Raw genomic sequence first — 22,792 nt, forward strand, 5'->3', positions numbered from 1 at the left:
GGCGACAACCAATTCAGGTCGCAGGGACAATACAATATCAGCGCCTTGGTTTCAAATGTCGGGTCCGGGGATTACAACCATGCAAATGACGCCATGTTCCTCGGCCTTTATCCAAATGGAAGCGGTGTCTTTGAAGTCCTGCCATCCACTGCTGAGCTCAACCATCACCTGCATGGCGTAGTAGACGGCGGCAACACCGGGATGGGCATACAGAACCCCACTGACCAGTTGATTTCCTTCAGTTACCAGAAATGGAACGGGGGAGGGCATGATGCAAAGGATTTCAGTGTGCTTCTGTATCTTGATAATAATGACAGCTATGTCCTTTCAAAAGTCAATGACACAATAATAAACCATTCAAGCATTGCCAATTTTGAGCAGTATGATTGGACAAATGTGTCGGAAGGCGACCATCTTGTCTATTCCTATGTTGATTATGGCCAGTCAGGTGTGCAAAGCACAGCGATAATAAACACAACAGACCGCCTGAAGCTCACTTCAGTCATGGCAGGAACATTCGGAAACAGCCTTTCCCTGGCCATCGAAAATAACACTGAATTGGCTGCCTCAGTTGTACTGTTTTCGAATGTTGGCTCATCCACCCTGAATATTAATTCATCAGCCCTACTTTCAGTCGGGGACAGCATAATCATCAAGAATGAAATTTCCACACCGTCAGTATTTACTGATAATCGGCATATCATTACAAATATCAGCGGCAACAGCCTCCAAGTCACACCCGCACTGGCCCAGCCTGCTTATGCAGATTACAGGGTCTTTAAGATACTAGACAATTACAGGGTCACGGCAAAGAGGTCATACCAGGAGTTCAACCAGACCTACTTTGATTATACTTTAACTCCTGTGAACATCCTCAGGATTTACAATTTCAAGGCAGATGGTGTCAGCAGAATATACAATGTGGCTGATGTAGTTGATGTCTTGGAGCTCGGTGGCTTCAATGCAAGTTCCTCACCCACGCAGGATGTCAATGATTGGTATACCCTTGATGAATCAGGCGCGTCCCTTGCGCAGAATCCTTCAATAGGCAGCTGGCAGCTTGCAATGCCAGGCAAGATTAGAGAAAAGTCTGACTATAACAACGAACAATACGCTGTATTCCTATGGAAGGAGATTTCTGTTGGCGGGATTACATACACTCCGATGTTCCCATTGCCCAACTCCCTTGTGGCTATACAGGCCGGCATCAGCAACTCTGGCCATATCAGGACTGGGCCATTCAATGTCAGTATCTATATTGATGACGTGCTGCTGGAAACAAGGACGATTTCAAGGCTGGCACAGCAAGGCATCGGCGAAACCTTCTATTATAGGGTTCCATTGTCGCTGAACAAGAAATTCCTCAATGTTAAGATAATTGCAGATGACAGTGATGTGATCAAGCACGAAGATGAAAGCAACAACATTGCAACAGCTGTTATCCCAATCAGCAAGCCAATGGAATTCAATGTCTTATCTGTGGAATATGACATAAACTTCATAGACACTTTTGAAATGGGCAACATTTCAGGCAACCAGTCACTTGATTTGACAGCCGTGCCATCGCTACTGGCCGATATATCATTTGAATATGATGCAGCTCCTGTATTTGTGGACTATGATGGCGATGGCCTGACAGATATCCTGGTCGGTTCCCTGGATGGCAAAATCCGGTCTTTCAGGAATACTGGGACTTCTGAAGGTCCTTTGTTCACTGAAGAATCCAATTGGGAAAATGTTGATGCGCAATCATCATCCAGCGTAACCTTGGGCGGAACCAATTATGCTACAGTCTTGCTTAAGGAGATTGATGCCGGAGCAAGGTCCTATGTCACATTTGGCGACCTGGATGCTGATGGAAAGCAGGATATGCTTGTCGGAACAACGCATGGATTTGTCAATGCATACAAGAGAGTGGGAGTGGTAGTCTCAGTGTTCAACGAAAGCTATGGCGGCTTCCAGTCCCTGAACAGGCTTGTCTGGATACCCTATGATTTCAACCTTTCAAACCTGGAATTGCCTGGCCGGGCTGCGCCAGCTCTTGGTGACCTGGACAATGATGGTGACCTTGACCTTGTTGTTGGAACAATTACTGGCCAGCTTGTCGCTTATGAGAATATCGGGAATGTCACACAGCCTTATTTTGCTCCAAATCAGTTTGCGCTTGGCAACATCACAGTCTCAGGCAATGCAGCGCCTAGCCTGGCGGATATCAACAACGACGGCAAGTTGGACCTGCTTGTTGGCTCATTTGATGACATATATGCATATCTCAATGAAGGCACATTGGACCTGAACAGCAGCACATTCAATGCATCCTGGCTGCCAGTCGAATTAAGCCAATTAAATCTGCTGCTTGTCAACAAGACAGATTTCAGGCCGGCTGCAATTGACATTGATTCAGATGGCATCATTGAAATGGTGACCGGATGGAACAAGCCAGGCCAAATAGACATAAGGCGTGGATACTATGAACCATTTAAGTGGCAAATTGTCAACCTTGCGCCAAATCCAATCTACATAAACAGGGTCCAGGCAAGCTTGTACAACAAGACTGACAATAGCAAGATCACAGAATTGCACACATGGGGGCCATTCCTCAATAATATCAATGTCCCATCTGGTGACAGGTGCTTATTGGTTGATATGGTTGATTTCGCGGACATGATGGAATCCTATGAAGTCCTGGAAAAAGAATTCAACATTAACCTGCCAGTTGACCTGCCATTGGACTCCTATGTCGGCCTTACTGCAAGTAAAAAGAATTGGGTTGGTGGGGAATACCTCCTGGCAGAGCAGGGCAAGTGTGCGCCATATCGCAAGATCGCGGGAACCATGGGCTTGCCGCCTTATCAGCTCAATGCCTCCATTGGCGGTAATGTATTCCAGTTATTCGCCGAGCCAGACTCGCTTTATGAGATAGACGGCTCATACAGGCTGTTCGAAAACAACTCTTTCACAGACACTGTTGTCTGCCTTGAACAAACATGCCCATTGATAGGCCTTAAGCCTGGCGAGGTTAATACAGTTGTCAAGATGGGCGGTTCAGGTGACATTTACAAGTACCAGAATGTGAGGCTTGACTCCTTCAATCTCGTCCAGCCGGAAACGCCGCCAATAGAAATCCAGCTCAAGAACAAATTTGGCATGGAGCTTAAGCCTGGCTATGTTGAGGATTTCGAAGTCTATATCGTGAATAACAACAGAAGGAGCTTCAATATCAACAGGATTGCATTTTCCGTATTCGACCGCGGCCAGCCAACAGGCCAGGTCTCAGTTGACTTTGGTCAGTTTGGCCTTAATTTCAGCCAAAATTCATCTGACCTGAACGGGACAAATGCAACACTTTTCTTCAACTCCACAGTGAATGAATTCGACGTGTTCACAAATTCAAGGACAATAGACCTGTACACGGACACAACACCTTTCAGCATTGGCCCCGGCGGGGCAGTATCGCGAACCTACAAGATTTACATACCTGAAGGAATGCCGATTAATGCATCACTCTATGTTTCTGCAATCGAAAAGAGAAGCTGGGCAGATGAGAAGGGCATAACACAATGGAGAAGGAGCAATGTTGCTTCGCTTTGGGAGCTTTCCGGCAATGCAGGTGATGGAATACTGTCCGGCCAGGTATATTATGGGGATTTGCCCCCGACCACTCTTTCAGGAGAGAACCAGACAATCTTTGCTGACGATACTTTATGGGGGCACCAAGGCTGGGACTATGATGTTTGCAGCGGCGATGATTGCCAGAGAAAAGGGCCGCCTAAGCGGGACTCCTTCCTGCGCAAGCATATCTGGATTTCAAGCAGCATTGTAAAGGCTGAACAGCTGCAAACTGGCAGCCAATCCTGCTCACCTGAATTTTATGAGCCTCCATCCGGCATAACCACATGGATAAATGGGGTATGGAAGTCAGGCTGGACAACCAATTGCGATACTGTGATTGTCGGGCACACACCGAACCTGGACCTGTTATTCAGGGGCCAGGATAATGAGTTTGACGTTTACCAGTTTGGGCCAAACAGGGATTATGAGGTTATACTCTACGATGTTGTGGGTTATGACTACCAGCATTATGCTGTTGTTGAGCCAATCAAGCCAGCATATGTGCTGGAGGATGTCAAAATTGGCGTGGACGGATTGCTCAGGAGGCAATACGAAGAGGAAGTCAATGTTACAGTAACGAATAATGATGATGACAGCCTGACAATGGATGTCCTTACATTTGACCTTATAAGCCCGGCAGGCAAGAAAATACACCTGCTTACAGATACCAATCCAAGGGTCATAGCAGCGAGCAGCAGCAGGGATGTGTCATACAGGGTAATAATCCCATCAGATGTGCCTCTGGATTCAAAGATGAGGGTAACTGCTGAAAGGACTTTCCAGTTCCCGGACAACTTATGGGCACGCGATCATGAGGCTTCACTGCAGGCAACACTGGCAGAGCCGACAAATGAAGCTGTTTGGGGAGATACCCTGCCAACTGGAACATCAAGCAATTACAGGAAGAGAGTATTCCTGCCATCTGATATAACGAGGGCAGAAATTATACTCGGAGGAGACCAAACCACCACTTTGTACTTCAATGAGGAATTCCAGGGCAATGCATACAAAGGTTACAGCCCCTTGGCAGTTAATGGCGGAATCCTGCCGGGACAGCAAAATATTGTCAGCATCACAGGCCCTGTGCCGCTCACAGGCTCCAGGATTTATTCAGGCAAGACTTACGAATATGGAAAAGTTGTGGAACCCGAGCAGGAAGCATTCTATATGGTCTTTGGCATGAGGGAATCCATGAATGTGGAAGGCCGCGAGCCATTTAGCGTCTATCCGGGCGAAGATGTGATGGCCAGGATTGGTGTCACCAATTTCTATGCCAATAAGACCCTGAACTTTGATTTGAGGATTTATGCTGTGGACTTCAGCGACCTCAGCGAGCATACGCTCGAAACATTCACAATGATAATCCCGCCGCTGCAGACCCAGGAGCTGGCAATTGATGTCGATATCCCGGTATCCGTAAGCAATGATACCAAACTGCAGTTGTCAGGACTCTGGAATGAAAAGCTGTCCGACAACAATTGGCTGAGAGGCTCCAATTTCAATGATGTCACAGCCAACAACAGGTTCCTTGAAGATTCAAGCTGGGGAGTTGTGCCCCTTAATGCCGCAAATGAGCAGGCGCTCTATTTCAGGAAGCATGTATGGATAGACACCACAGTGCAAAGCATAGGCTTTGTCATAGGCGGTGCCTCTTCAATGTACATTAACGGCCTGAGCGTAAGCGCGTTCACAAATGGCGCCTTTGACCTGACTGGAAACGAATTCGTGAAGACTGATGACAATATTATTGTGCTGAAATCCAATGCCTACAATGCACAGGCAGACATAATACTCAAGCATTTTGTGCCTGTCAGGTCAACTGACCTAAGCTATTCCGACATCATATTCACCAATCTCTCATTGTACCAGCAGGATGATGTATTGTGCTACCTGAATGAAACCTTGTGCGATTGCGGGAATGCCAGCCGCGGAAAATGCTCATATTATTCCAGCCAGGGCGTGCCATTGCATGCAAACTTCACTCTTGAGAACACAGGTGAATTGTTCGCAGATGAGCTTGACCTGAAAGCCTTTGCAATAAAGAAAGACACCAATGAGATGGTAAATTTCACCCTGCAGACCGTTACAATGCACCCATTCAGTACAGATGACTATCAGATCATGTTCGATACTTCCAGGCTGGCCGGCCTGTATGACTTTGTGGTCTATGCAGATTATCATGATGATATAATTGAGACTTCGGAGACAAATAACCTGCTCAATTTCACAGTCATGGTCGATTCGCTGCCTGTCATTTCATACCTGCGGCCAGAGTTGTTGCAGGGTTACGGAGAAAATGTCACCATCATAGCCGGAATTGCCAGCAGGGATGCTGAGCCATTCACCCAGGAGATTACCTACCTGGCGCAGGGAGGCGAAATTGTGCCTGTGGCAAGCATCGCTTCCGGGCCGGCGCTCAATAAGATAATAACGGGCCAGGCAGCGGATTCGGAATTAGGAAGGTACCTGCTCGGCCTTGCTGTGACTGATGGGCTTGGGAACTCAGCATTGGGAATGCAGTATTTCGACCTCGCTGACTCATTGTACCTTAATGTCAAGACCAAGAAGGATGTTTACTATTATGGCCAAAAAGTGGACCTGACTTCAGCGCCGGATATTGACCTGCCAATATCAACCGGCTACAAATCACCAGTGTTCAACATGGCAGTGGATGATGCCTCATCAGTTAAGGGTGGCTCGCCTGTCACAGTGCGCGCAGATGCATATGACCAGGACAGGGAAGTGATTAGCCTGTTCGTCTGCTCAACTCCCAATGCAAACTTGAATGGCTGCACTGACAATACTTTGTGCACTGCCAGGAGCATGCAAAATCCAATGTGCGAATTCCCGGCTGCGTATGACAATGAAGAGCACGGGTGGTATGCCTTTGTCTTTGACGAGTCAGGCATGGCAGCTGAAACCAATCCAATGCAAGGAGAATACATTTCAGATATAGCGCCAATCAAGCTGCAGCTCCTTTCCGTAGCTGAAACACCGGACAACCCCGGCGGGCTTGACAATACTGATGATGGCAAGCTCCTGATTGCTGCGCAAGGTGACTTTGGAATGAAGGTCAGGCTTGGCAAGGATGAAACCTACAGGTTCAACAAGGACAGGACTTATAACCTGCTTGATGATGAATGCTCGGTCTCAGGCAAATTTGCAGTCTGCAGCATACCCGGCGTCACAACTGAAGACGCTTCAAGGAACCCACTGAACAATTACACATTTACCTACATAAGCTCAATTGACCTTGAAGGAAATGAATTGCTGACAACAGACAACCTGAATGTGCCATTGCTGGCAGATTTCGACATAAACATGACAGTATATGATGATTACCAGGGCCAGCTGCTGCAAAGCGGGGACCCGGTCCAGATAATTGGAAGCACAAAATACTGCAAGGATACAGCCGGCACCTGTGTGCCAAGCATCCCATCAATAAATATTTCCCTGGCATTTGCTGAGACAGGACACCTGAGGTACTATGCAGGCAGTGAATTAAGGGATGCCTTGGTGATTGTGAATACTGCGCCTGAAATAACGGGCCTTGGTTATTTTGATATCAGCACTGACCATGCTTTTGAAATAACTGTGGAACATTATGATGACAACAGCCAGCCTGTGCAATGCTCTGTAGAATTTGGCGGCTCATCATATGCAATGGCACTTAATGCACATGCGCTTGGGCAGTCTTCCAGCTATATTGTCGACAGCCTGCCTGCACTGTCCATAGTGGATTTCAACATAACCTGCACGGACGGCTGGGAAGCTGACCAAATCAGCGGCCAGCATATTGTGCCAAACGCCCTGCCAAATATATTGAATCTTCCAGATGTAAGCCTGCAGCCAGGCCAGGCCACAACAATAAACCTCAGTTCATTTGGAATCGATCCTGACAACGATGCTCTGTCCTACTCATTCCAGGTAATTGAAAATCCAGGCCTGTTGGCTACAGCGCTTAATGGCAGCCAGCTGGATATCCAGGCAAATGTGAACTTAGGGACTGCAATTGTGGAAGTTACTGTCACAGATGGGTTTGCATTTTCAAGCGACAATATCAGCGTGTATGTTGAGACTCCTGATGAGTCCAAGTTGAAGAATAATGAGCTGAAGAATACAACAGTGATCCTGCTCCAGCAGGTGAAATATGATGACTCAGGCGCCTGGATAGATGTTTATAGCAGCAACGCAACAGTCAAGCTGTTGCCGGGCTCCAAGAACCAGCTGAAATTTGATTCTTTGTTCGAGTGGAATTCCATCTCATCGCCATACAAGAATGGGTCTTTCACCGTATATTTCGCAGCTGTGGACACAAATGGCAGTGTGCTGAGAAACAGGGACAGCGCCCTAATTGAGGATTATTACAATTTCACCTTGTTATATCTCAATACACCGCCTGAACTGTATGGCTTGGAGGATGCTGCCCTGTTCAATATAGAAACCTTCACAGACATTGACCTGTTTGACCACAGCTTTGATGCAGAGCAGAGCAATGCCGAGCTTGTTTACGCAATTGAAAGCCAGAGCGATTCTGGTGTAATAAACTGCTACATTGATGCGGATGGCCACACATTGAAATGCGACCCGCCAGGTTCACAGGGAACAACTCAGATAATGCTAAGCGTTTTTGACGGTGAATATTATGATTATGACATGTTCACAGTTACAGTGGAAGTCATCCAATACATGGTTGAGGAGAACCAGAGCCTAAGCTTCGCCTTCCTGTCCGACATATTTGATGTGGCTGGCGACCCGCTATCCAATTTCAGGTCATTTATCGTAAATGAATCAGTGCTGCCTGGTGACTATAATATCACAGTCATAGTAAGCGATGGCATCCTGGAGACAATACAGTCCTTTGTGCTGACTATAGTCAGTGATGGAAATGTGGCTCCTGTACTGGATGATATCCCAGATACTGTTGTCCATGAGAATGACAATGTAACAATAAGCCTGATTGCAGTAGATCCTAACAATGACACAATAATCTATGGCACGGATGCATTCTCTGTCCTGCCGGGTACTGTTGCCTTCAACGAGTCGACTGGAGTATTGCAGTGGATGCCCTTATATGATGATTCAGGCAACTACACTGTAATGTTCAATGCAACTGACGGCGACCTCACATCAGGGAAGCCTGCCAATATCCAGGTGCTAAACCTCAACAGGCCACCGCAGATTAGCCTGGTCTTTGACACCGTTTATGTGAATGAGTCAGACACGGCCAGGATTTCAGCCAGTTTCGGCGACCCGGATAACGAAAATATTGTTGCCAATGATGATAACCTGCTCTTGGTTTCCTCAAGCGACATCCGGTTTGTTTTGGAATCATTGAATGCCAATAGCACAACATTTGCCTGGATAACTGGCTATGATGATGCAGGAATTATGCTAGTAAACATGACTGTTACAGATGGCGAGTATTTTGCAACCCAGACAGCAACTGTATATATTTACAATGTCAACAGGCCGCCGGTACTGAATCAGGTGGATGATGTTTATGGCTATGAAAACAGCACAATCAACATAACCCTTAATGCCACTGACCCAGACGGTGACTTGCTGATTTACACTTTGAATGACAGCAGGTTCTTTGGCGTTGGCAATGAATTCAGCTTCTATGCTGATTTCGATCAAATGGGCACTTATTCATTGCAGGCAACTGCTTCAGATGGCATGCTTTCAGATTATAGCATCTTCAACCTGTTCATATTCAATGTGGATCGGGAGCCTGTAATTACTTCCACACCAATCACCTCTGTCTACCCCTATTCACCATATACATATCAGGTGGAAGCGACAGACCCTGACAATGATACACTGACTTACACATTATTGCTTGGCTCCGCAGGCATGGCAATAAACAGCACAACAGGCCTGTTCGAATGGGTCTCAGAAGGCATTGGCAGTTATTGGGTTTCCATAGAAGTTGATGATGGCCAGGGTAAATCTGCTGTCCAGGAGTTCATGATTGAAGTAACTGCCGTGCCGAACAATGCCCCAATACTTGAGCCAATTTCAGATGTGACTGTGACTGAAGGCGAAGTTGTCAGCATCCAGCTCAATGCATCTGACCCGGAAAATGATTCCCTGTCTTTCAGCGCTAACTCCTCAGTTGGAAGCTTCAACAGCATAACTGGCCTATTTGAATGGCTGACTGATTACGAGTCCAGCGGCGTGTATGATATTTTGTTCACTGTGAATGACACGATGGGACTGACTGACGAGCAGGTGGCACAAATCACTGTGCTTGACTTCAACAGGCCCCCTGAGATGATGATATTGGGCAACCAGACAGTGGATGAGAATGGAACACTTGAACTTTTGATAATCATATCAGACCCGGATAATGACACCTTAACACTTGAATTCAATTCCACTTTGCCTGGCACATATTTGTTCAATGAGCTGTCAGGCGCCTTCACGTGGCAGCCTGGAAGGTGGAACACTGGCAACTTCACGCTTACCTTCATCGTAAGTGATGGTGACACAACAGTTGTGCAGACAATAGTTGTGACTGTCTTAAGTGTTGACAGGCCACCGGTGCTGGAGCCATTAAGCAATATAACTGTGTATGAAGGTGAACTGGTAACATTGCTTGCAAATGCCTCAGACCCGGATATGGATCCAATAGCTTACAGCATAAATGATTCGAGATTTGTGACATTCCTTAATGAGTTTACCTGGCAAACAATGATTGGGGACACAGGAGTCTATACTGTTTTGGTAACAGCAACAGATGGTCTGCTCAGCGATGCAAAGACTGCATTAATCACTGTGCTGACTTATAATTTGCCGCCTGCCCTGGAAGAGCCAGGCAATTTCACAGTATATGAAAATGCGACATTGAATATCGCGCTGTCAGCCAGTGACCCGGATAATGACACGCTGATTTATGGCATACAGGCATCCCTGCCAAGTGCATATGCTTTCAATAACCTGACAGGATTGTTCGACTGGATGCCATCATTCAATGATGCAGGAATCTACAATGTGCTTTTCAGCGTCACCGATGGTGAATTCTATGACTACAAATCAAGTTACATAGAAGTCCTCAATGTCAACAGGCCACCAGTGCTGGAGCCAATAGGAAACCAGGAAGTCAATGCTTCCAGCACACTGGACATTATGCTGAATGCGAGCGACCCAGACTTCGATGCTTTGTCGTTCCAGTTCATCGGAACCTTGCCATCCCCGTACTACTTCAATGAATCATCTGGATTATTCCAGTGGACTCCGGACAATGCAAGCTATGGCACACATATTGTAACCTTCAACGTTAGCGACGGAGAACTGCATGATTATGAAACCCTTAACATAACTGTTCCTGCGCCAGTCGTTGTGCCCAATTATACCAGGACAATAACAGTCTTGAAAGACGCCTTTATCAGGAACGGTGACAAGCAAAGAAATGAAGGCGCCAATCCAATCCTGTATTTCCAGAAAGGAGGCGGAATGAACGTGCTGACTGAATTCAATATAAGCAAGATTAGCATGTCCAACCTCACCGAAGGCTACCTTGTCTTCACAATTGCAGGAGCGGATGATAATTGGGGCAGGGGCGGATCCATTGAGGTCCACAGGCTATTATCTGAATTCGCCGAAGGCAATGGCTGGAAAATGGGCCAAAGCCCGCCCATTTCAGGAACTGGCATGGGAGTGACCTGGACATGCGCCAATGATACAGACATATCCAACAACAAGCAAAACTGCAGGTTTGCATGGAATGGCGGAGATTATAACGCTTCAGTCATTTCGAGATATGTGCATACAAACAACATGAGCGGCATTGTTGTTTATAACATAACAAAAGATTTGAAAACTCTGTCAGTAAATGCAAAGAGTGTAGGCTACACCCTTTTCAAGACGGGCACATCCAATAATGGCAACGTTACATATTATTCAAAGGAAGGCGCCCAATCAGTGGGAAATATGGACTATGCTCCAAAGCTTGTCCTGACTATGAAGCCCTAAGAATTCAACCATTGGCCTATAAGGCCCATAATACTAACTCTTGACTCTAAATGCTATAATGTTTAAACCGGTAATGCCCAAGAATAGAGAAAGGTTGAGTTGAAACTTAAACTGAAAAATCCCCGATCTTTGTCTGCGACGCCCTAAAATCAGAAACTCCGGCCTTTGTCAGGTCATGTATTAAGTGAGGCCCGTTGTCATGCTGGCTTATCTTCTTTGCTTTTTCGGCAACAACCTTGGCACTGACACTCCTGATTCTTGCCTTGCCTTTCTGTCTTTGCGATGCTGTTTTAATGCCATTTCCGCCCGTGAATGCGTTTAGAATCCATAATTGCAGCCGTGCCACGCCCAGCATGGCATTGGATAATTTGCGGCTTTTGCCATAGATTTTAGGAAATTCCTTTGGCTCGTTAACGGCCTTGCCCTTTTCAATTTGCAGAGACGCTTTCAGAGATGTTTTTCTTTTCCTGCTGACCATGTAAGAGCTCAGAAAACTATAATCTATATGCAGAACCCCTTTGTCTTCCAGTATCAAAGCCCATTCGGTAATGACATCCGGGCTGACTTTAAGCTTGAGAGCAGCGTCCTTGAAGGAAAGTTCCCCTTTTTCGTCCACAAGGCTCTTGAGCCTGTCAACGTCGGTTTCAATTGTGTACTGCGGGTTTAGGATCATCATGTTACAATGTCAAGAGCACATCTTCTATATAAACTTTTGCTTTTTGTAACCACCTAGCAGGAATGACAAATTAGGGATAAATATATGTTTTATATATGAAAATAAATCTAAAAGTGGCATCAAAAATTTTAAATACTAATTCGCAGCAAGCTATACCGGAGCGTGATCCTATGGAAGACCACACACATGATCATAAGAGATTTGTTGCTTATTTTGCATATGGATTGTTGGCAGTGACGTTCGTAGGGATGATTTCTGCAGGATTTAATTCTGGAAATGATTTAGCTGGATTTGCAATGGCAGGCGGCAAAGTAAAGTATAAAGACTGTGTTGAATGGTGCGATGCGCAGTGTGCAAAGAACGGCAACATGATTTGCCTTTATGTTGATGGAGACAAGCCACCATGCGGCGATTATAGTTGCCAGTATGTTGACAGTGCCCGGACATAAATTTTTAACATTATTTTTTCAATTTCATCTGCTGTTCACACTTTACAAGCTCTTCAATATCTTTTCTTTCCGTGCCAAAAGGCTGTAAAAGCACATACAATGCCCTTGCCATGAGCTTAGAATAATATTCCATGTCCGGCTTCCCGTCATAATCTTCAATCAGCACAGCTCCTTTAGCAGAATGGATGTATCTTATTATTTGACCTGGCATTGCCTTGACGCCTTTACGTTCCAGGCTTTTCACAACATTCTTCTGCGGAATGTTATGCTTGTAGTCAGTTTTGCTTATTCTCGTCTTGCAGACCAGCCATTCCTTGTCCACTTTTTCCAGCTTGTGAACTGTTTTGTGCATTTCTCCCAGGATTCCAGGGATCATTTCCTTGATCTCATTTTCATTGTTGCATCCTGACATTCGCTCTATCACTTTCTGCTGGTAATATCTTATTATCAATGGCGAAGAGCTTTGCCTTACCTCAATCCCTCTCGCCTTAATTGCCCCGCTTTTAAAAACCCCATAATACCGTGCAGGAATTGCCCTGTCAATGTCATTTACCCCTGAAAGAAAAACAATCCACTTGAAAATTCCCTCAAAGCTTACAGGAATTCCGGTCATTATCTCAAGCTCTCTGCAAAATTCTTTTACAATATTTTCATCAATTCTTTTTTTCCTGATATAAAGCGAGTCAACAATGCCATGAATAACCTCAAAGCCATGCTCCTCTGCGAGTCTCATGGAGTTCAACAGCGTTTCCCTTGCGTACGAGCTTATTGCCTGATGGGCTGTTGGCAGTCCGAGCTTAAATTCCCTGAATCTTAGATAGCCATAGCTCGAAACCAAAACCCATTTCAAGCCTACAGCCCTTGCCTTGTTGATTGCAGTGGGATTTCTCTTGTATTCCATTCTTTTGTCCAGCAACGGCTTAATTGCAATCGGTCCTAATCCCTTGTGCCTGACTGAAATTTTTATTGGAAGATTCGGCACTTTCTCAAATGGCCCTTCATCACATAAAATCATGTCAGCGCTGATGTTGTGGTTGTAAATCAGCCAAGGAAACATGCTTGCAAAATCAATCTCTGCAACATCCTTTTGAAACCCAAGTTTAGGGTCAAGGTACATTCCTGCCCTGTCCGCTTTCATAAAATCAAACATGTTCAGCGGCTTTTCAATCGGCTTTTCCTTGTAGGGCACGAGAAAATCATTTTGTATCATCTGCTTTACCAGCGCAGACTGGAAAACAGTCCCAAAGCTCCTTGAAGCAACTTTCTGGAATGGCGTGCCTGAAAGCCTGCATAATTCCATTATCGCATCAACGTCGCACTCACTGCCCACCATGGCTGAGGAATCCACAAGAAATCTTCCATGCAGTCTAATTGCAAAATCCTGGTAGCGCACAATGCCATAGCTGAAATAGGTTTTCCCACCTTTGTATTTTATCGGAACAGAGTCCCACCTGTGGAAATTCGCAGAAGGATATTTTTCTGCAAGCTCAGGCAACCTTGCAAAAGCCCTGTCCATAATGATGACATCAGGATTGTCTGATCCCAGGCGGCGCATGAACAACCCTTTGTCAACTTTTTCAGCAACGAGCTTTGTCAGTGTAGGGCCGTGGTCATCTTCAATCTGATAGATTCTTCCGTTTCTGACTTCAACGGCACTGCACGGCGTGAGATTATTTTTGTAAAGGAACATCTGCTCAGGCGCGACATCAGCGTTGTAAAGCGGGACTCCATGTGCTGTTCCACTTTCTATAAACCTGACAAACCTTTCAAAATGCGCAATGCCCGGCACAGGTATTTCCAAAACTTCTTTCCATTTCCTGAGGTAAGTTTGTTTTTTTACAGCAAAGTTGCAGATGTTGTTTTTATCCAGGAAGGTTTTAGCTTTTTCGTGCGCAAATATTGAAACCTTGAACGGCACATTAATCCTGAAATCACTTTCAGGCGTCTTCAGCCACAATGCTATCCAGTTCCCGTTCCTGTACGCGTCCATGAGGAATGCTTTCATGAATTGTCTCCATCTCCTTAATCCTTTTCTCCTGTTCCAGTATTATTGACAAAAGGCAGAACGCCCAGACATGCACACTGTTGGCGTATGCAATGCTGCCTACGTGCCTCAACGGCTTTTTGAGTATCTTTTCATAGATTATCCTGTCTTCCTCTTTCAGCGCTTTCCCAAATTCCCTGAGCTCGGCCAGCATGATGTCAACCATCATCCTTTGGCTCCAAACCGTGTGCCCCATTATTTCACCCCAAAAAGTCACAGTACTTCCTTGCCATCTTTTCCTGGCTCTGATGAACACTGACAATTATCCTGCATTTTGTCCCGGCCTTTTTCATGATTCTCCAGCACTGCTCGTAGATGTTTGCATTCTCTATCTCATCCTGGTAATTAAAAAGATGCCTGAACGACGTTATGATGACCGTTTCCGCCCCTGTTTTCTTTGCCATCCCGAAAAGGCGCTTAAGGACGTCCCTAAATTTGTAAAGCATCTCAACCTCTATTATGTAAACGCTGTTGAACTTTTCCAACGGCGCATCAGGAAACAGGGCGTGCGGGTTTGCAGCATTGGCGCAGTCTATCACCAGGCAGGGCAGGCTGTCAAATGCATGCAGCAGCAGTTTCCTGTCCATTTCTCTAGAACTGCATCTAATCCCTATTAATGGCATGAAAAAAGAATACTGGCGAACTTTAATAATCCCGCGCCAGGATGTCTAGTGGGGAGTGAACTTTCGAAAAAACTTAATATCCTAAATAATTAAATATCTTTAAATACAAGCCTTGCTGTAATGAATGTATGAAAACGGCAATTTTCCTTCTGGCGCTCATTATTGTTTTATCCGGCTGTGTTAAGCAGCCAGAGCAGGTTGTCTGCACAGAAGATGCAAGAGAATGCCCTGACGGCTCTTTTGTTATCCGGGACCCGAATAATAATTGTGAATTCTATCCATGCCCTGAAATCACAACAGTGGATGTTCCGACTCCAACGGGCGAGAAGCTTAAAGCGATCGAATGCGATGCAACAGACAGGCCCGAAGCCTGCACATTAGAGTATGTGCCTGTCTGCGGCTGGTTCAATGAAAACATTATCTGCGCCAAGTATCCGTGTGCAATGGAATATGGCAACAAATGCATGGCCTGTGCTGATGAAAACGTCGGCTACTATACAGAAGGCGAATGCCCTGATGTTTCTGACGGGAAAACTGTGTAACACCGGCAAAAGGTTAAATAGTCCTAAGTTTCTAATATTCTTATGAGAACCTCCTGGCTCATCGGCGCCCTGGTAACATTCTTTTTCGGCATTGCATTTACCATAAGCATCATTGGGATTGTAATTGGCGTGCCGTTGATCATATTGTCATTTTTTCCTGCTCTTTGGGATAATACTACCTGCCCCCGCAAAGGAAGTGCATGTGCATCATTATTATGGGAGAAAAAAGAAGAAGTGATTTTTATTGGATTATGAATTATTAAACCTTTGCCTCATCTTCGGAAACACCCGCAGCAACAAGAATAAATGTGCCAATGAACATTACCGCTGAGAGCATAATCGGCTTCTCGAGAAATTCAATAATTGCGGGAACATGCGTCGGCGGGAAAGGAATAGCATTTCTGATAATTATGACCCAAATCAGCAACAGGCCAGGGGTTATCATTGACGGCCATCCCCTTTCCTTATTTCTGTTGTAAAGCCTGTCAAACGCAATGATAAAAATCGAAATGTAAAGTGACGTTGTAAACATATACGGAAAAGTAATGTAAATAAATATGTCAATCAGGATTATAAACATCAATGACATGCCTGGTATGGTCCGTTGGCCAATTTGATTGCCACTTAGGCCCATTATCCCTGCAACAAGGATTACCATAAGGGAAGCAATAACCACAATGGAAACATCCTGCAGAATGTTGTTAATCACAAGAACAGGGTCAAGATATTTTGGGTAAATGCCCAACACATGCGCCATTACAGTAACCAAGGCCAGGACAACGCCCACAGTGAGATTCACATTCCTCTTCTCAGAAAGCACCTTGGACTTCATCAAAATCGCAAAGAAAACTGTGAAAATCAGAAGAAACGGAAGCATGACATCAGTCAGGCCAAAGCCTTCAGCGCTTTTGACGAATTCACCAAGAGGGCTCATTATAAGGCTTATTGCTCGTGGATCCTATAAATAAGTTTCTATAGATTTAGCTGGCATGCAAAAATACGAGCCTGTGAGGATTTGAACCCCAATCAATCGGTATCCTGCAATGGCTTTGCTCGGGTTTCCCGTCAAGGCTGGCCATCACCGAAGCCGACCGCACTTCCAGGTTATGCTACAGGCCCAGTAAATTACCACACGAGTTATATAACGATAATATTAGAACATGGTTTATAAAACTTGTTCATTTATATTAGCTTGTACAGTTGTGCATTCTCTTCTCTGGTTATGGCCCGCTCAGCCCCGAATTTCTGCCTCAGCGCATGAATGTGCTTGTTGACAGTAGTTACCTGCGGCCAGTATGGATTATGGAGGGGCTGCTTTGTGACCGGGTCAAAATTTGGATAGACATCATGAAGCCCAAAATACAGTCTCATCCAGTGGCGGGAAAGCTCAACCAGCTCGGAATTTTCCGCCTGAAGGCTGACAGTTTCCCTGAGCTTTCCCATTTCATCAACAACCAGCCTGGCCTCGTCGAGAAGCCTTTTCCTTGTTGCTTCATCCATTCTCTCATCTTTCCTTATCATAGGCAGGGTCTGTTCTGATATCACAACAGAAACAGCCTCCATCTCGTCCCTTGCCTGCCTGTCAACTTCAATGAACTCATTTTCGGATTTCCTCAAATCATGGATTATCCTGTCGCGCTCGGTATCCTTCGCCATGGCAAAAGTATTTTCATTAGAAGAATAAATATTTTTCTATCATTTCACACTGTCTTCCATGCAAATTTTTTCAAGGGTTTCCTCCATGGCTTCAATGAATTTTGCCGTGTCTTCAGTCCTGAAAATCCCGCCGGCAGCATTGCGGTGCCCGCCGAACTCTGCATCCTTAAACCCAAAAAATATTTTTTTGCAGATTTCCCTCAGGTCGTGCACGGGCTTGGCCCCGGAATATCTTATGGAGACTTTTGTCATTCCTTCTCCTGTATCTGCCATGGAAATGATTATTGAATCGTGCCTGATGCCGCCAGTCTTGCTCAGGATTGTGGAAACTGTCCCAATGATTTTCGGGCTGATGTTAAGCCCGGAGTTTATGTAGGCAAATCCGTCGCGCTGGACAAAATTGTCAGTTCCCCTGTTTTCCTCCAGCCACCTAAGCGCTGCAACCAGCATTTGCTGGTAGTCAAGAACGCTTTTTTGAATTGCTTCCCTTGCTTTTTTGTCTCCCATCCCGGCAGCGACGCCAATTGAGGCCTCGCCTGTCCTTCCTGCTGCATTCAAGGCAGTTGCATATTCCCTTGCATCCCTGAACACGCTGTCCCTGTCTTCTCCCCTCAAAATGTAGATATTGCCAAAAATATCCTGCGGATTGATCTCATTTTTCCTTTTTTCAATTATCGCATCAACAAGCGCCTGCATCTCGTCCTCGCTCAGCTGTGAAACAGTCCTCCATGTTCCGTCATGCCTTGGATTTATGCCGGTGTCTTTCAGGAATTTCTGCGCTGTCGGGCCTGACCCGGTGACCCCGGGGATATAGCAGTCAGTCGCCATTTCCAGGACCCTGTGCAATGGCTTGCTTCCTGAGCCAAACAGCCTGAGCCCGCTGGATACTGTGAGATTCCCCATTTTAATCGCATCAGAAAGCACCTCTGCATTCAGGCCAAAGAATCCGTTGTCTTCTTGCTGGTCAGCGATTGCACCGATTATTGCCATGCTTGCCTTGCTTATCATCCTTGGGTCAACTGCCTTTGCAAAAAGATAAGCCACGCCTGCCCCGCTAATCTCAAGATTGCCCTCAATTCCGTGCAGGAGCGGATTAACCTGGCAAATGTTTGCACCGATTAGCCCCTCATCCTTGCCAGGGATATGGTGGTCAAGGATGAAAATGTTTTTTCCCTGCAAAAAAGAATCAATGTACGCAAGCTGCCCTGACCCCAAATCAGAAAAAATGATTGTTTCATAGGACTCATAGCTGAGCTCCTCCACAATCTGTTTTGAAAGATGCTGGACATTTGAAAGATGGAACGGCCTGTCTTCCATCCTAAGCAGCTGCACGAGCAGTGCCGCGGCTGTAATCCCGTCGGCATCGAAATGGCTGACAACACGGACCGGCAATTCTTTTGGAATTTGCCTGAACCTGTCCGCAGCTGCTTTTACGGATTCCTTGAACCTTTCATATTTGTCCATTTGGGCTTATGCCTTACTGGTCAACCAACAGGCCAGCAGTCTTCGGGTCGTATTTCCATTCCTGGTCAATCCTTCCCATTTCCTTGTAATACTTCATCAGCCTCTTGATTTTTGATTCAGTGAGCAAAAGTCCCCTTCGCGCAGGCATGTCCTGCCTGTTTGCCTCAAGGTGCTTCCTGATCTGCAATGACCTTTTTATCAGGTCGAGTATGTCATAAGGCAATTTTGGAACCAGCTTGTGCTCTTTGAGGACAGCAGTGACATTTTTTCCCAGCAATGCCTTGATGTTTGGCACGCCGTACTCGTCCCTTAGCAGAAGTCCGATCTGGGCTGCTGCCTTGCCTTCCTTTGCCAGCTTGACTATCAATAATTCTGTTTCCCTTGGTGTCCTTGACATCCAGCTTGGCTTTTTCTTGCCTACTGGCCTGACACTTCCTGATTTTCCCCGCTTCCTTGAATGCATCTTAGCCATGTTCACGTCCTCCTATAGGTCTATTTTCAAGTTAATAATGACAATGAGAAATCATCCCATCGCCAGCATGCGAAAGCTTGCACCGTCGCATCTCTTGAATATCCCAACAGAACATCATCATCTTTTTAAAGCTTTTGCTGGCCGCTGGCTGCGGTGCCTTGTGCAGGAACAGGGGGCGCTGCTCTCTGGGTGTAGCTTTGAGGATAAAGCGCCTGCGTGACCTGGGAATACAAATCCTGGTACCGCTCGAGGAATTCATTGTTGGCATTTACGAATTTTGCCTTGTCATATGACTCGAAGGGCATCCTGTCAGCCAAGACATTCCTTGCTCTCCTGAAAAAGATTTCTGTAAGGAAGCTGCCGCCTTTAATATCTCCCACCAGCCTCTTGAATTGGGTGCGGATTGCCTTTGCGCCGTGTGTGGCCCCTGCTGATTTCAAAATGTAAACCCCAAGAAAATCAAGGTATTCCTGCAAAAAGCCGCTTTCCCTCGAAATTGAGTCCACAGCCCTTGTTATATCCCACTTCCTGATGACTTTTTCATCCAGAAAATTTCTTGCAGTACCAGAGTATTCACCAGTCCGGGCATATTTTTGCTGTGTGTTGCGCGTCGCTAACACATCCCCGAAATACCCGAGGTCAAACAATGTCCTGGCCCTTTGGTCCCTCATTGCATTTGATACAAGCTCGTATCTTTTTTCATCGCTGGCAATTGTGCCCTCAAGCGAGTTAAGTTTCTTGACATAAGGTGTTACATCAGTCTTTCCCAGGTTAGTGCGTGGCTTTGAATTGCCTTGCTCAGCCTGCGATTTTATTGGCTTTGCCCTTGCCCCTGCTGCCTGAATATCTGTTGAATGTCTCTGTATACTTTGCTTCAAAGGCATCGCTCGCTGAGACAAAATCAGCAATCTCCTCCCTGCTCAGGTTTTGCGCCCCGGCAACTGCCTTTTTGGCCATTTCAATAAAGTCAGGGGTTATAAAAGGCCTCTGTTCATCTTCCATTTTAAGGAATGCCAGTCCCAGCTCGGCCACTTTCTCCAGCTTTATGCCGCCTTGGGAAAAACGATCTCCATCCGTCAGGGACTTTTTTGCATACCCCACGAGCCTATCAAGGTAAACCTGTGTTTCAGGCTCGCTTTCCATTGCATCAGAAGTCAGGCTGAGGGCAACATATTCACCGTACCAATGTGCAACCTTTGCAGCTGTTTGCGGCAGGATTGCGCCGGATTTCCTCATCTGCCTTGCAAAGTCATTCCTTTTTGCAGCCATGTCCTCATTGTCAATTTTTTCGGTGAGCCCCCTGCTTATTGTGCGCACTAGCCTGCGATCTTTTAGCATTGTCTCAAGCTGTTTTAGGGGAGTAGGTCGCTCTGTTGCCATGCTCGCCTGAACAGAAATTGGATTTATAAATCTTTGCTATTTGTTACTACTCTCAATTGGTGAATCATTCTCAGAATGATTTAAGTAAAGCAGGATAAATTCCGCCAGGCCCTGCAGCCGCCTCCTTTGGGGCGTGGCCTTGGTGTCATATTTCAGCATTGCACCAATGATATTTTCCTCGACAAAATCCTTATCAAGATAGAATCCAATCTTGCCTTCCCTCCGCACAATCTGTCCCTTGAAGTGCTCAAGCGCAGCCTGCCTTCTTTTGTTGGTGGGCTGCTGGATCGCGAGATATTCCTTTGCAGCGTCGATAAATGCCTGGCGCTGCCCCAGTTTTTCCAGCCTTGCGTCTGCAATTTTCACACGCTGGTATTCTTCAAACTCGTCGTCCACCCTGCTGGCATAAGCTGCGGCTGTCATCTGGCTTTTGCTGCCTTTCAATTCCCGCAGGAGATAGGACCGGTCAGTGTGGTATCTGAAATCCGTCACCATTTCCAACATTTTTTGCCCTGTGGATTTTCTTTCCGGCTGCACAAGGTTGCCAATGCCTTCAGGCGCCTGGTTTTCCCCATTCCCATCATCAGCCCTGTTCCCAAGATTATCATCCACAATTTCAGTCAAATCCCCTCCTGCATCGCTTGTCAGGCCAAGCGGGTCGATGTACACAGAGGTACGTGGATTTCCTGTGCCTGGCCGTGACAGCCTCAAGGAATGAAGGGTTGACCATGAGACATTGTCAGGCGTATTAGAATAAGACCATATGCGGCCATTGTGATGGCCATTCCCATTCCGGCCGGTACTTGATTCCCTGTAGGCCGAGTTACTGCCCATCCCGGAAAAGGCATATTTCAATTCACTATAAATATTTTATGTTAAGTATTGTTAAGTCAGAATAAGTAAAATTATTTAAACAGGAGAAAAACTCAATATCCCATAAACAGCCCCGTAGTCTACCGGCCAACTGGCCTCAGTTGACACGGAAGCTGGTACGACCCTCGCTAGGCTCGGTCGTACGAACTGCGATAAACAGCCCCGTAGTGTAGCGGCCAATCATACCTGCCTTTGGAGCAGGTGACCCAGGTTCGAATCCTGGCGGGGCTATTAAAGCACAAAATATTTAAAGCATAAAAGAAGTTATATACTAATGAAAAAATCACATGTTATTCTCAGTATATTATTGATTATATTGATTTCTATTTCGGCTTGTAAAACTTCCAACAAAGACAAGGATGCAGCGCCAAGCACAGTCCAATCTAATCCACCTGAAAATGAAGATACTACTCCTGAACCTATTGCTTCTGAACAAGTTGAAGATGGAATTTGTATTGGTCAGGTTAACAAAGACGAAATCGCAGGGGATAATCTAAGTGTTATTTCTTTCACCGGAGAATCTCCAATTGACAAGGACGGACGAGTTCTATTGAATCTGTCCAAAGAGGGAGCGCAGCTTATTTTTATAATGGAGAATGGTGATAAAATGATAGCACCGGCAATCTCTGTGCCTCCTTGCACTAAAACCATGATCTTCGATGCAAAATCTACTGCAAAAGCACTTATATTCATGTCAGTTGGAATTATGAGCGTGGACCCTACTGAAGCTGGGAATCGCCTGGACGAAATGGAAGAATTATCTTGTTTTCCTGAATTTTACACTATGGTGAAAGACGGATTGGCCACGGCCTCTCTGAATGACCTTGGTCCGGAACCAGATTATAGTGACCTCTTCGAGAATTGTGTTATGGAAATGTTTGGCAAATTACAAAGTGGTGAGATTTAGGGCGAGCCTTTGAAAGAGACCTCTGGGCTTTAGCCCAGAGATGAATTTCAAAGTTCAAAGGCGAGCAATAAACTTTTTCTTTTCTGATAATAAAAATAACAAATGCCATGGCAAAGC

Annotated in this window: 16 protein-coding genes and 2 tRNA genes (1 of these 18 running past the window's edge); 6 read left to right on the forward strand and 12 right to left on the reverse strand. The window is 45.8% G+C overall.

Annotated elements, in window-relative coordinates:
• A protein-coding gene (locus tag J4227_04630; GenBank protein MBS3109786.1) for a VCBS repeat-containing protein crosses the window boundary here: on the forward strand, positions 1-11,589 show its 3' portion. It extends 20,424 nt beyond the left edge of the window; 11,589 of the gene's 32,013 nt are visible here — the last part of the coding sequence; the start codon falls outside the window, past its left edge; it ends in the stop codon at positions 11,587-11,589.
• A 106-nt stretch (positions 11,590-11,695) separates the two neighbouring features.
• Here J4227_04630 and J4227_04635 read toward each other — a convergent pair whose 3' ends face one another.
• Positions 11,696-12,265 carry a hypothetical protein gene (locus J4227_04635; GenBank protein MBS3109787.1) on the reverse strand — a complete coding sequence of 190 codons (570 nt, stop codon included), beginning with the start codon at positions 12,263-12,265 and terminating at the stop codon, positions 11,696-11,698.
• Positions 12,266-12,360: 95 nt separating this feature from the next.
• Between J4227_04635 and J4227_04640 the strand changes: the two genes are divergently transcribed.
• Positions 12,361-12,714, forward strand: a complete 354-nt coding sequence (locus tag J4227_04640; protein ID MBS3109788.1) for a hypothetical protein — start codon at positions 12,361-12,363, stop codon at positions 12,712-12,714.
• A 10-nt stretch (positions 12,715-12,724) separates the two neighbouring features.
• Here the strand turns inward: J4227_04640 and J4227_04645 are convergent, their stop codons facing one another.
• From J4227_04645 to J4227_04655, 3 genes are read right to left on the reverse strand one after another with little or no spacing between them, the layout of a single operon-like run.
• Positions 12,725-14,719 (reverse strand): hypothetical protein, encoded by a 1,995-nt coding sequence (locus J4227_04645; protein MBS3109789.1) that lies wholly within the window; start codon positions 14,717-14,719, stop codon positions 12,725-12,727.
• Complete coding sequence (locus J4227_04650; GenBank protein ID MBS3109790.1) at positions 14,652-14,954, reverse strand: hypothetical protein; 303 nt, start codon at positions 14,952-14,954, stop codon at positions 14,652-14,654. Before J4227_04650 ends, J4227_04645 begins: the two co-directional genes overlap by 68 nt.
• A gap of 4 nt (positions 14,955-14,958) precedes the next feature.
• The gene (locus J4227_04655) at positions 14,959-15,345 is read right to left on the reverse strand and encodes a hypothetical protein (GenBank protein MBS3109791.1); all 387 of its coding nucleotides are present in this window, start codon (positions 15,343-15,345) and stop codon (positions 14,959-14,961) included.
• A 164-nt stretch (positions 15,346-15,509) separates the two neighbouring features.
• On the opposite strand from J4227_04655, the gene J4227_04660 reads away from it, so the two are divergent.
• Together J4227_04660 and J4227_04665 are read left to right on the forward strand one after the other, a co-directional pair.
• A complete protein-coding gene (locus J4227_04660) occupies positions 15,510-15,923 on the forward strand; it encodes a hypothetical protein (protein ID MBS3109792.1) in 414 nt (137 codons plus the stop codon).
• A gap of 42 nt (positions 15,924-15,965) precedes the next feature.
• Entirely contained in the window at positions 15,966-16,178 is a 213-nt protein-coding gene (locus J4227_04665) for a hypothetical protein (GenBank protein MBS3109793.1), read from the forward strand.
• A 4-nt stretch (positions 16,179-16,182) separates the two neighbouring features.
• On the opposite strand, the gene J4227_04670 is transcribed toward J4227_04665, so the two are convergent.
• The 8 genes from J4227_04670 to J4227_04705 all read right to left on the reverse strand — a co-directional run bounded on the left by J4227_04670 (position 16,183) and on the right by J4227_04705 (position 21,729).
• Positions 16,183-16,857: a hypothetical protein gene (locus tag J4227_04670; protein MBS3109794.1), complete on the reverse strand. Its 675-nt coding sequence runs from the start codon at positions 16,855-16,857 to the stop codon at positions 16,183-16,185.
• A 66-nt stretch (positions 16,858-16,923) separates the two neighbouring features.
• A tRNA-Arg gene (locus tag J4227_04675) sits at positions 16,924-17,042 on the reverse strand.
• A gap of 63 nt (positions 17,043-17,105) precedes the next feature.
• Entirely contained in the window at positions 17,106-17,579 is a 474-nt protein-coding gene (locus J4227_04680; GenBank protein ID MBS3109795.1) for a hypothetical protein, read from the reverse strand.
• Positions 17,580-17,618: 39 nt separating this feature from the next.
• Positions 17,619-19,043, reverse strand: a complete 1,425-nt coding sequence (locus tag J4227_04685; GenBank protein ID MBS3109796.1) for a DHH family phosphoesterase — start codon at positions 19,041-19,043, stop codon at positions 17,619-17,621.
• Between the two features lie 13 nt (positions 19,044-19,056).
• On the reverse strand, positions 19,057-19,515 hold the full coding sequence (locus J4227_04690) for a 30S ribosomal protein S15 (protein ID MBS3109797.1): 459 nt from the start codon (positions 19,513-19,515) through the stop codon (positions 19,057-19,059).
• 125 nt (positions 19,516-19,640) lie between these two features.
• Positions 19,641-20,393 carry a hypothetical protein gene (locus J4227_04695; GenBank protein ID MBS3109798.1) on the reverse strand — a complete coding sequence of 251 codons (753 nt, stop codon included), beginning with the start codon at positions 20,391-20,393 and terminating at the stop codon, positions 19,641-19,643.
• Positions 20,314-20,895 carry a hypothetical protein gene (locus tag J4227_04700; protein ID MBS3109799.1) on the reverse strand — a complete coding sequence of 194 codons (582 nt, stop codon included), beginning with the start codon at positions 20,893-20,895 and terminating at the stop codon, positions 20,314-20,316. The genes J4227_04695 and J4227_04700 overlap by 80 nt, the downstream gene beginning before the upstream one ends.
• A gap of 36 nt (positions 20,896-20,931) precedes the next feature.
• A complete protein-coding gene (locus J4227_04705; protein MBS3109800.1) occupies positions 20,932-21,729 on the reverse strand; it encodes a hypothetical protein in 798 nt (265 codons plus the stop codon).
• Between the two features lie 197 nt (positions 21,730-21,926).
• On the opposite strand from J4227_04705, the gene J4227_04710 reads away from it, so the two are divergent.
• Positions 21,927-21,999, forward strand: a tRNA-Gln gene (locus J4227_04710).
• Between the two features lie 43 nt (positions 22,000-22,042).
• Positions 22,043-22,675 (forward strand): hypothetical protein, encoded by a 633-nt coding sequence (locus tag J4227_04715; protein MBS3109801.1) that lies wholly within the window; start codon positions 22,043-22,045, stop codon positions 22,673-22,675.
• Positions 22,676-22,792 lie beyond the last annotated feature (117 nt).

The organism is Candidatus Woesearchaeota archaeon (genome assembly GCA_018303405.1).
Taxonomy (GTDB): Archaea; Nanobdellota; Nanobdellia; order Woesearchaeales; family JABMPP01; genus JAGVYD01.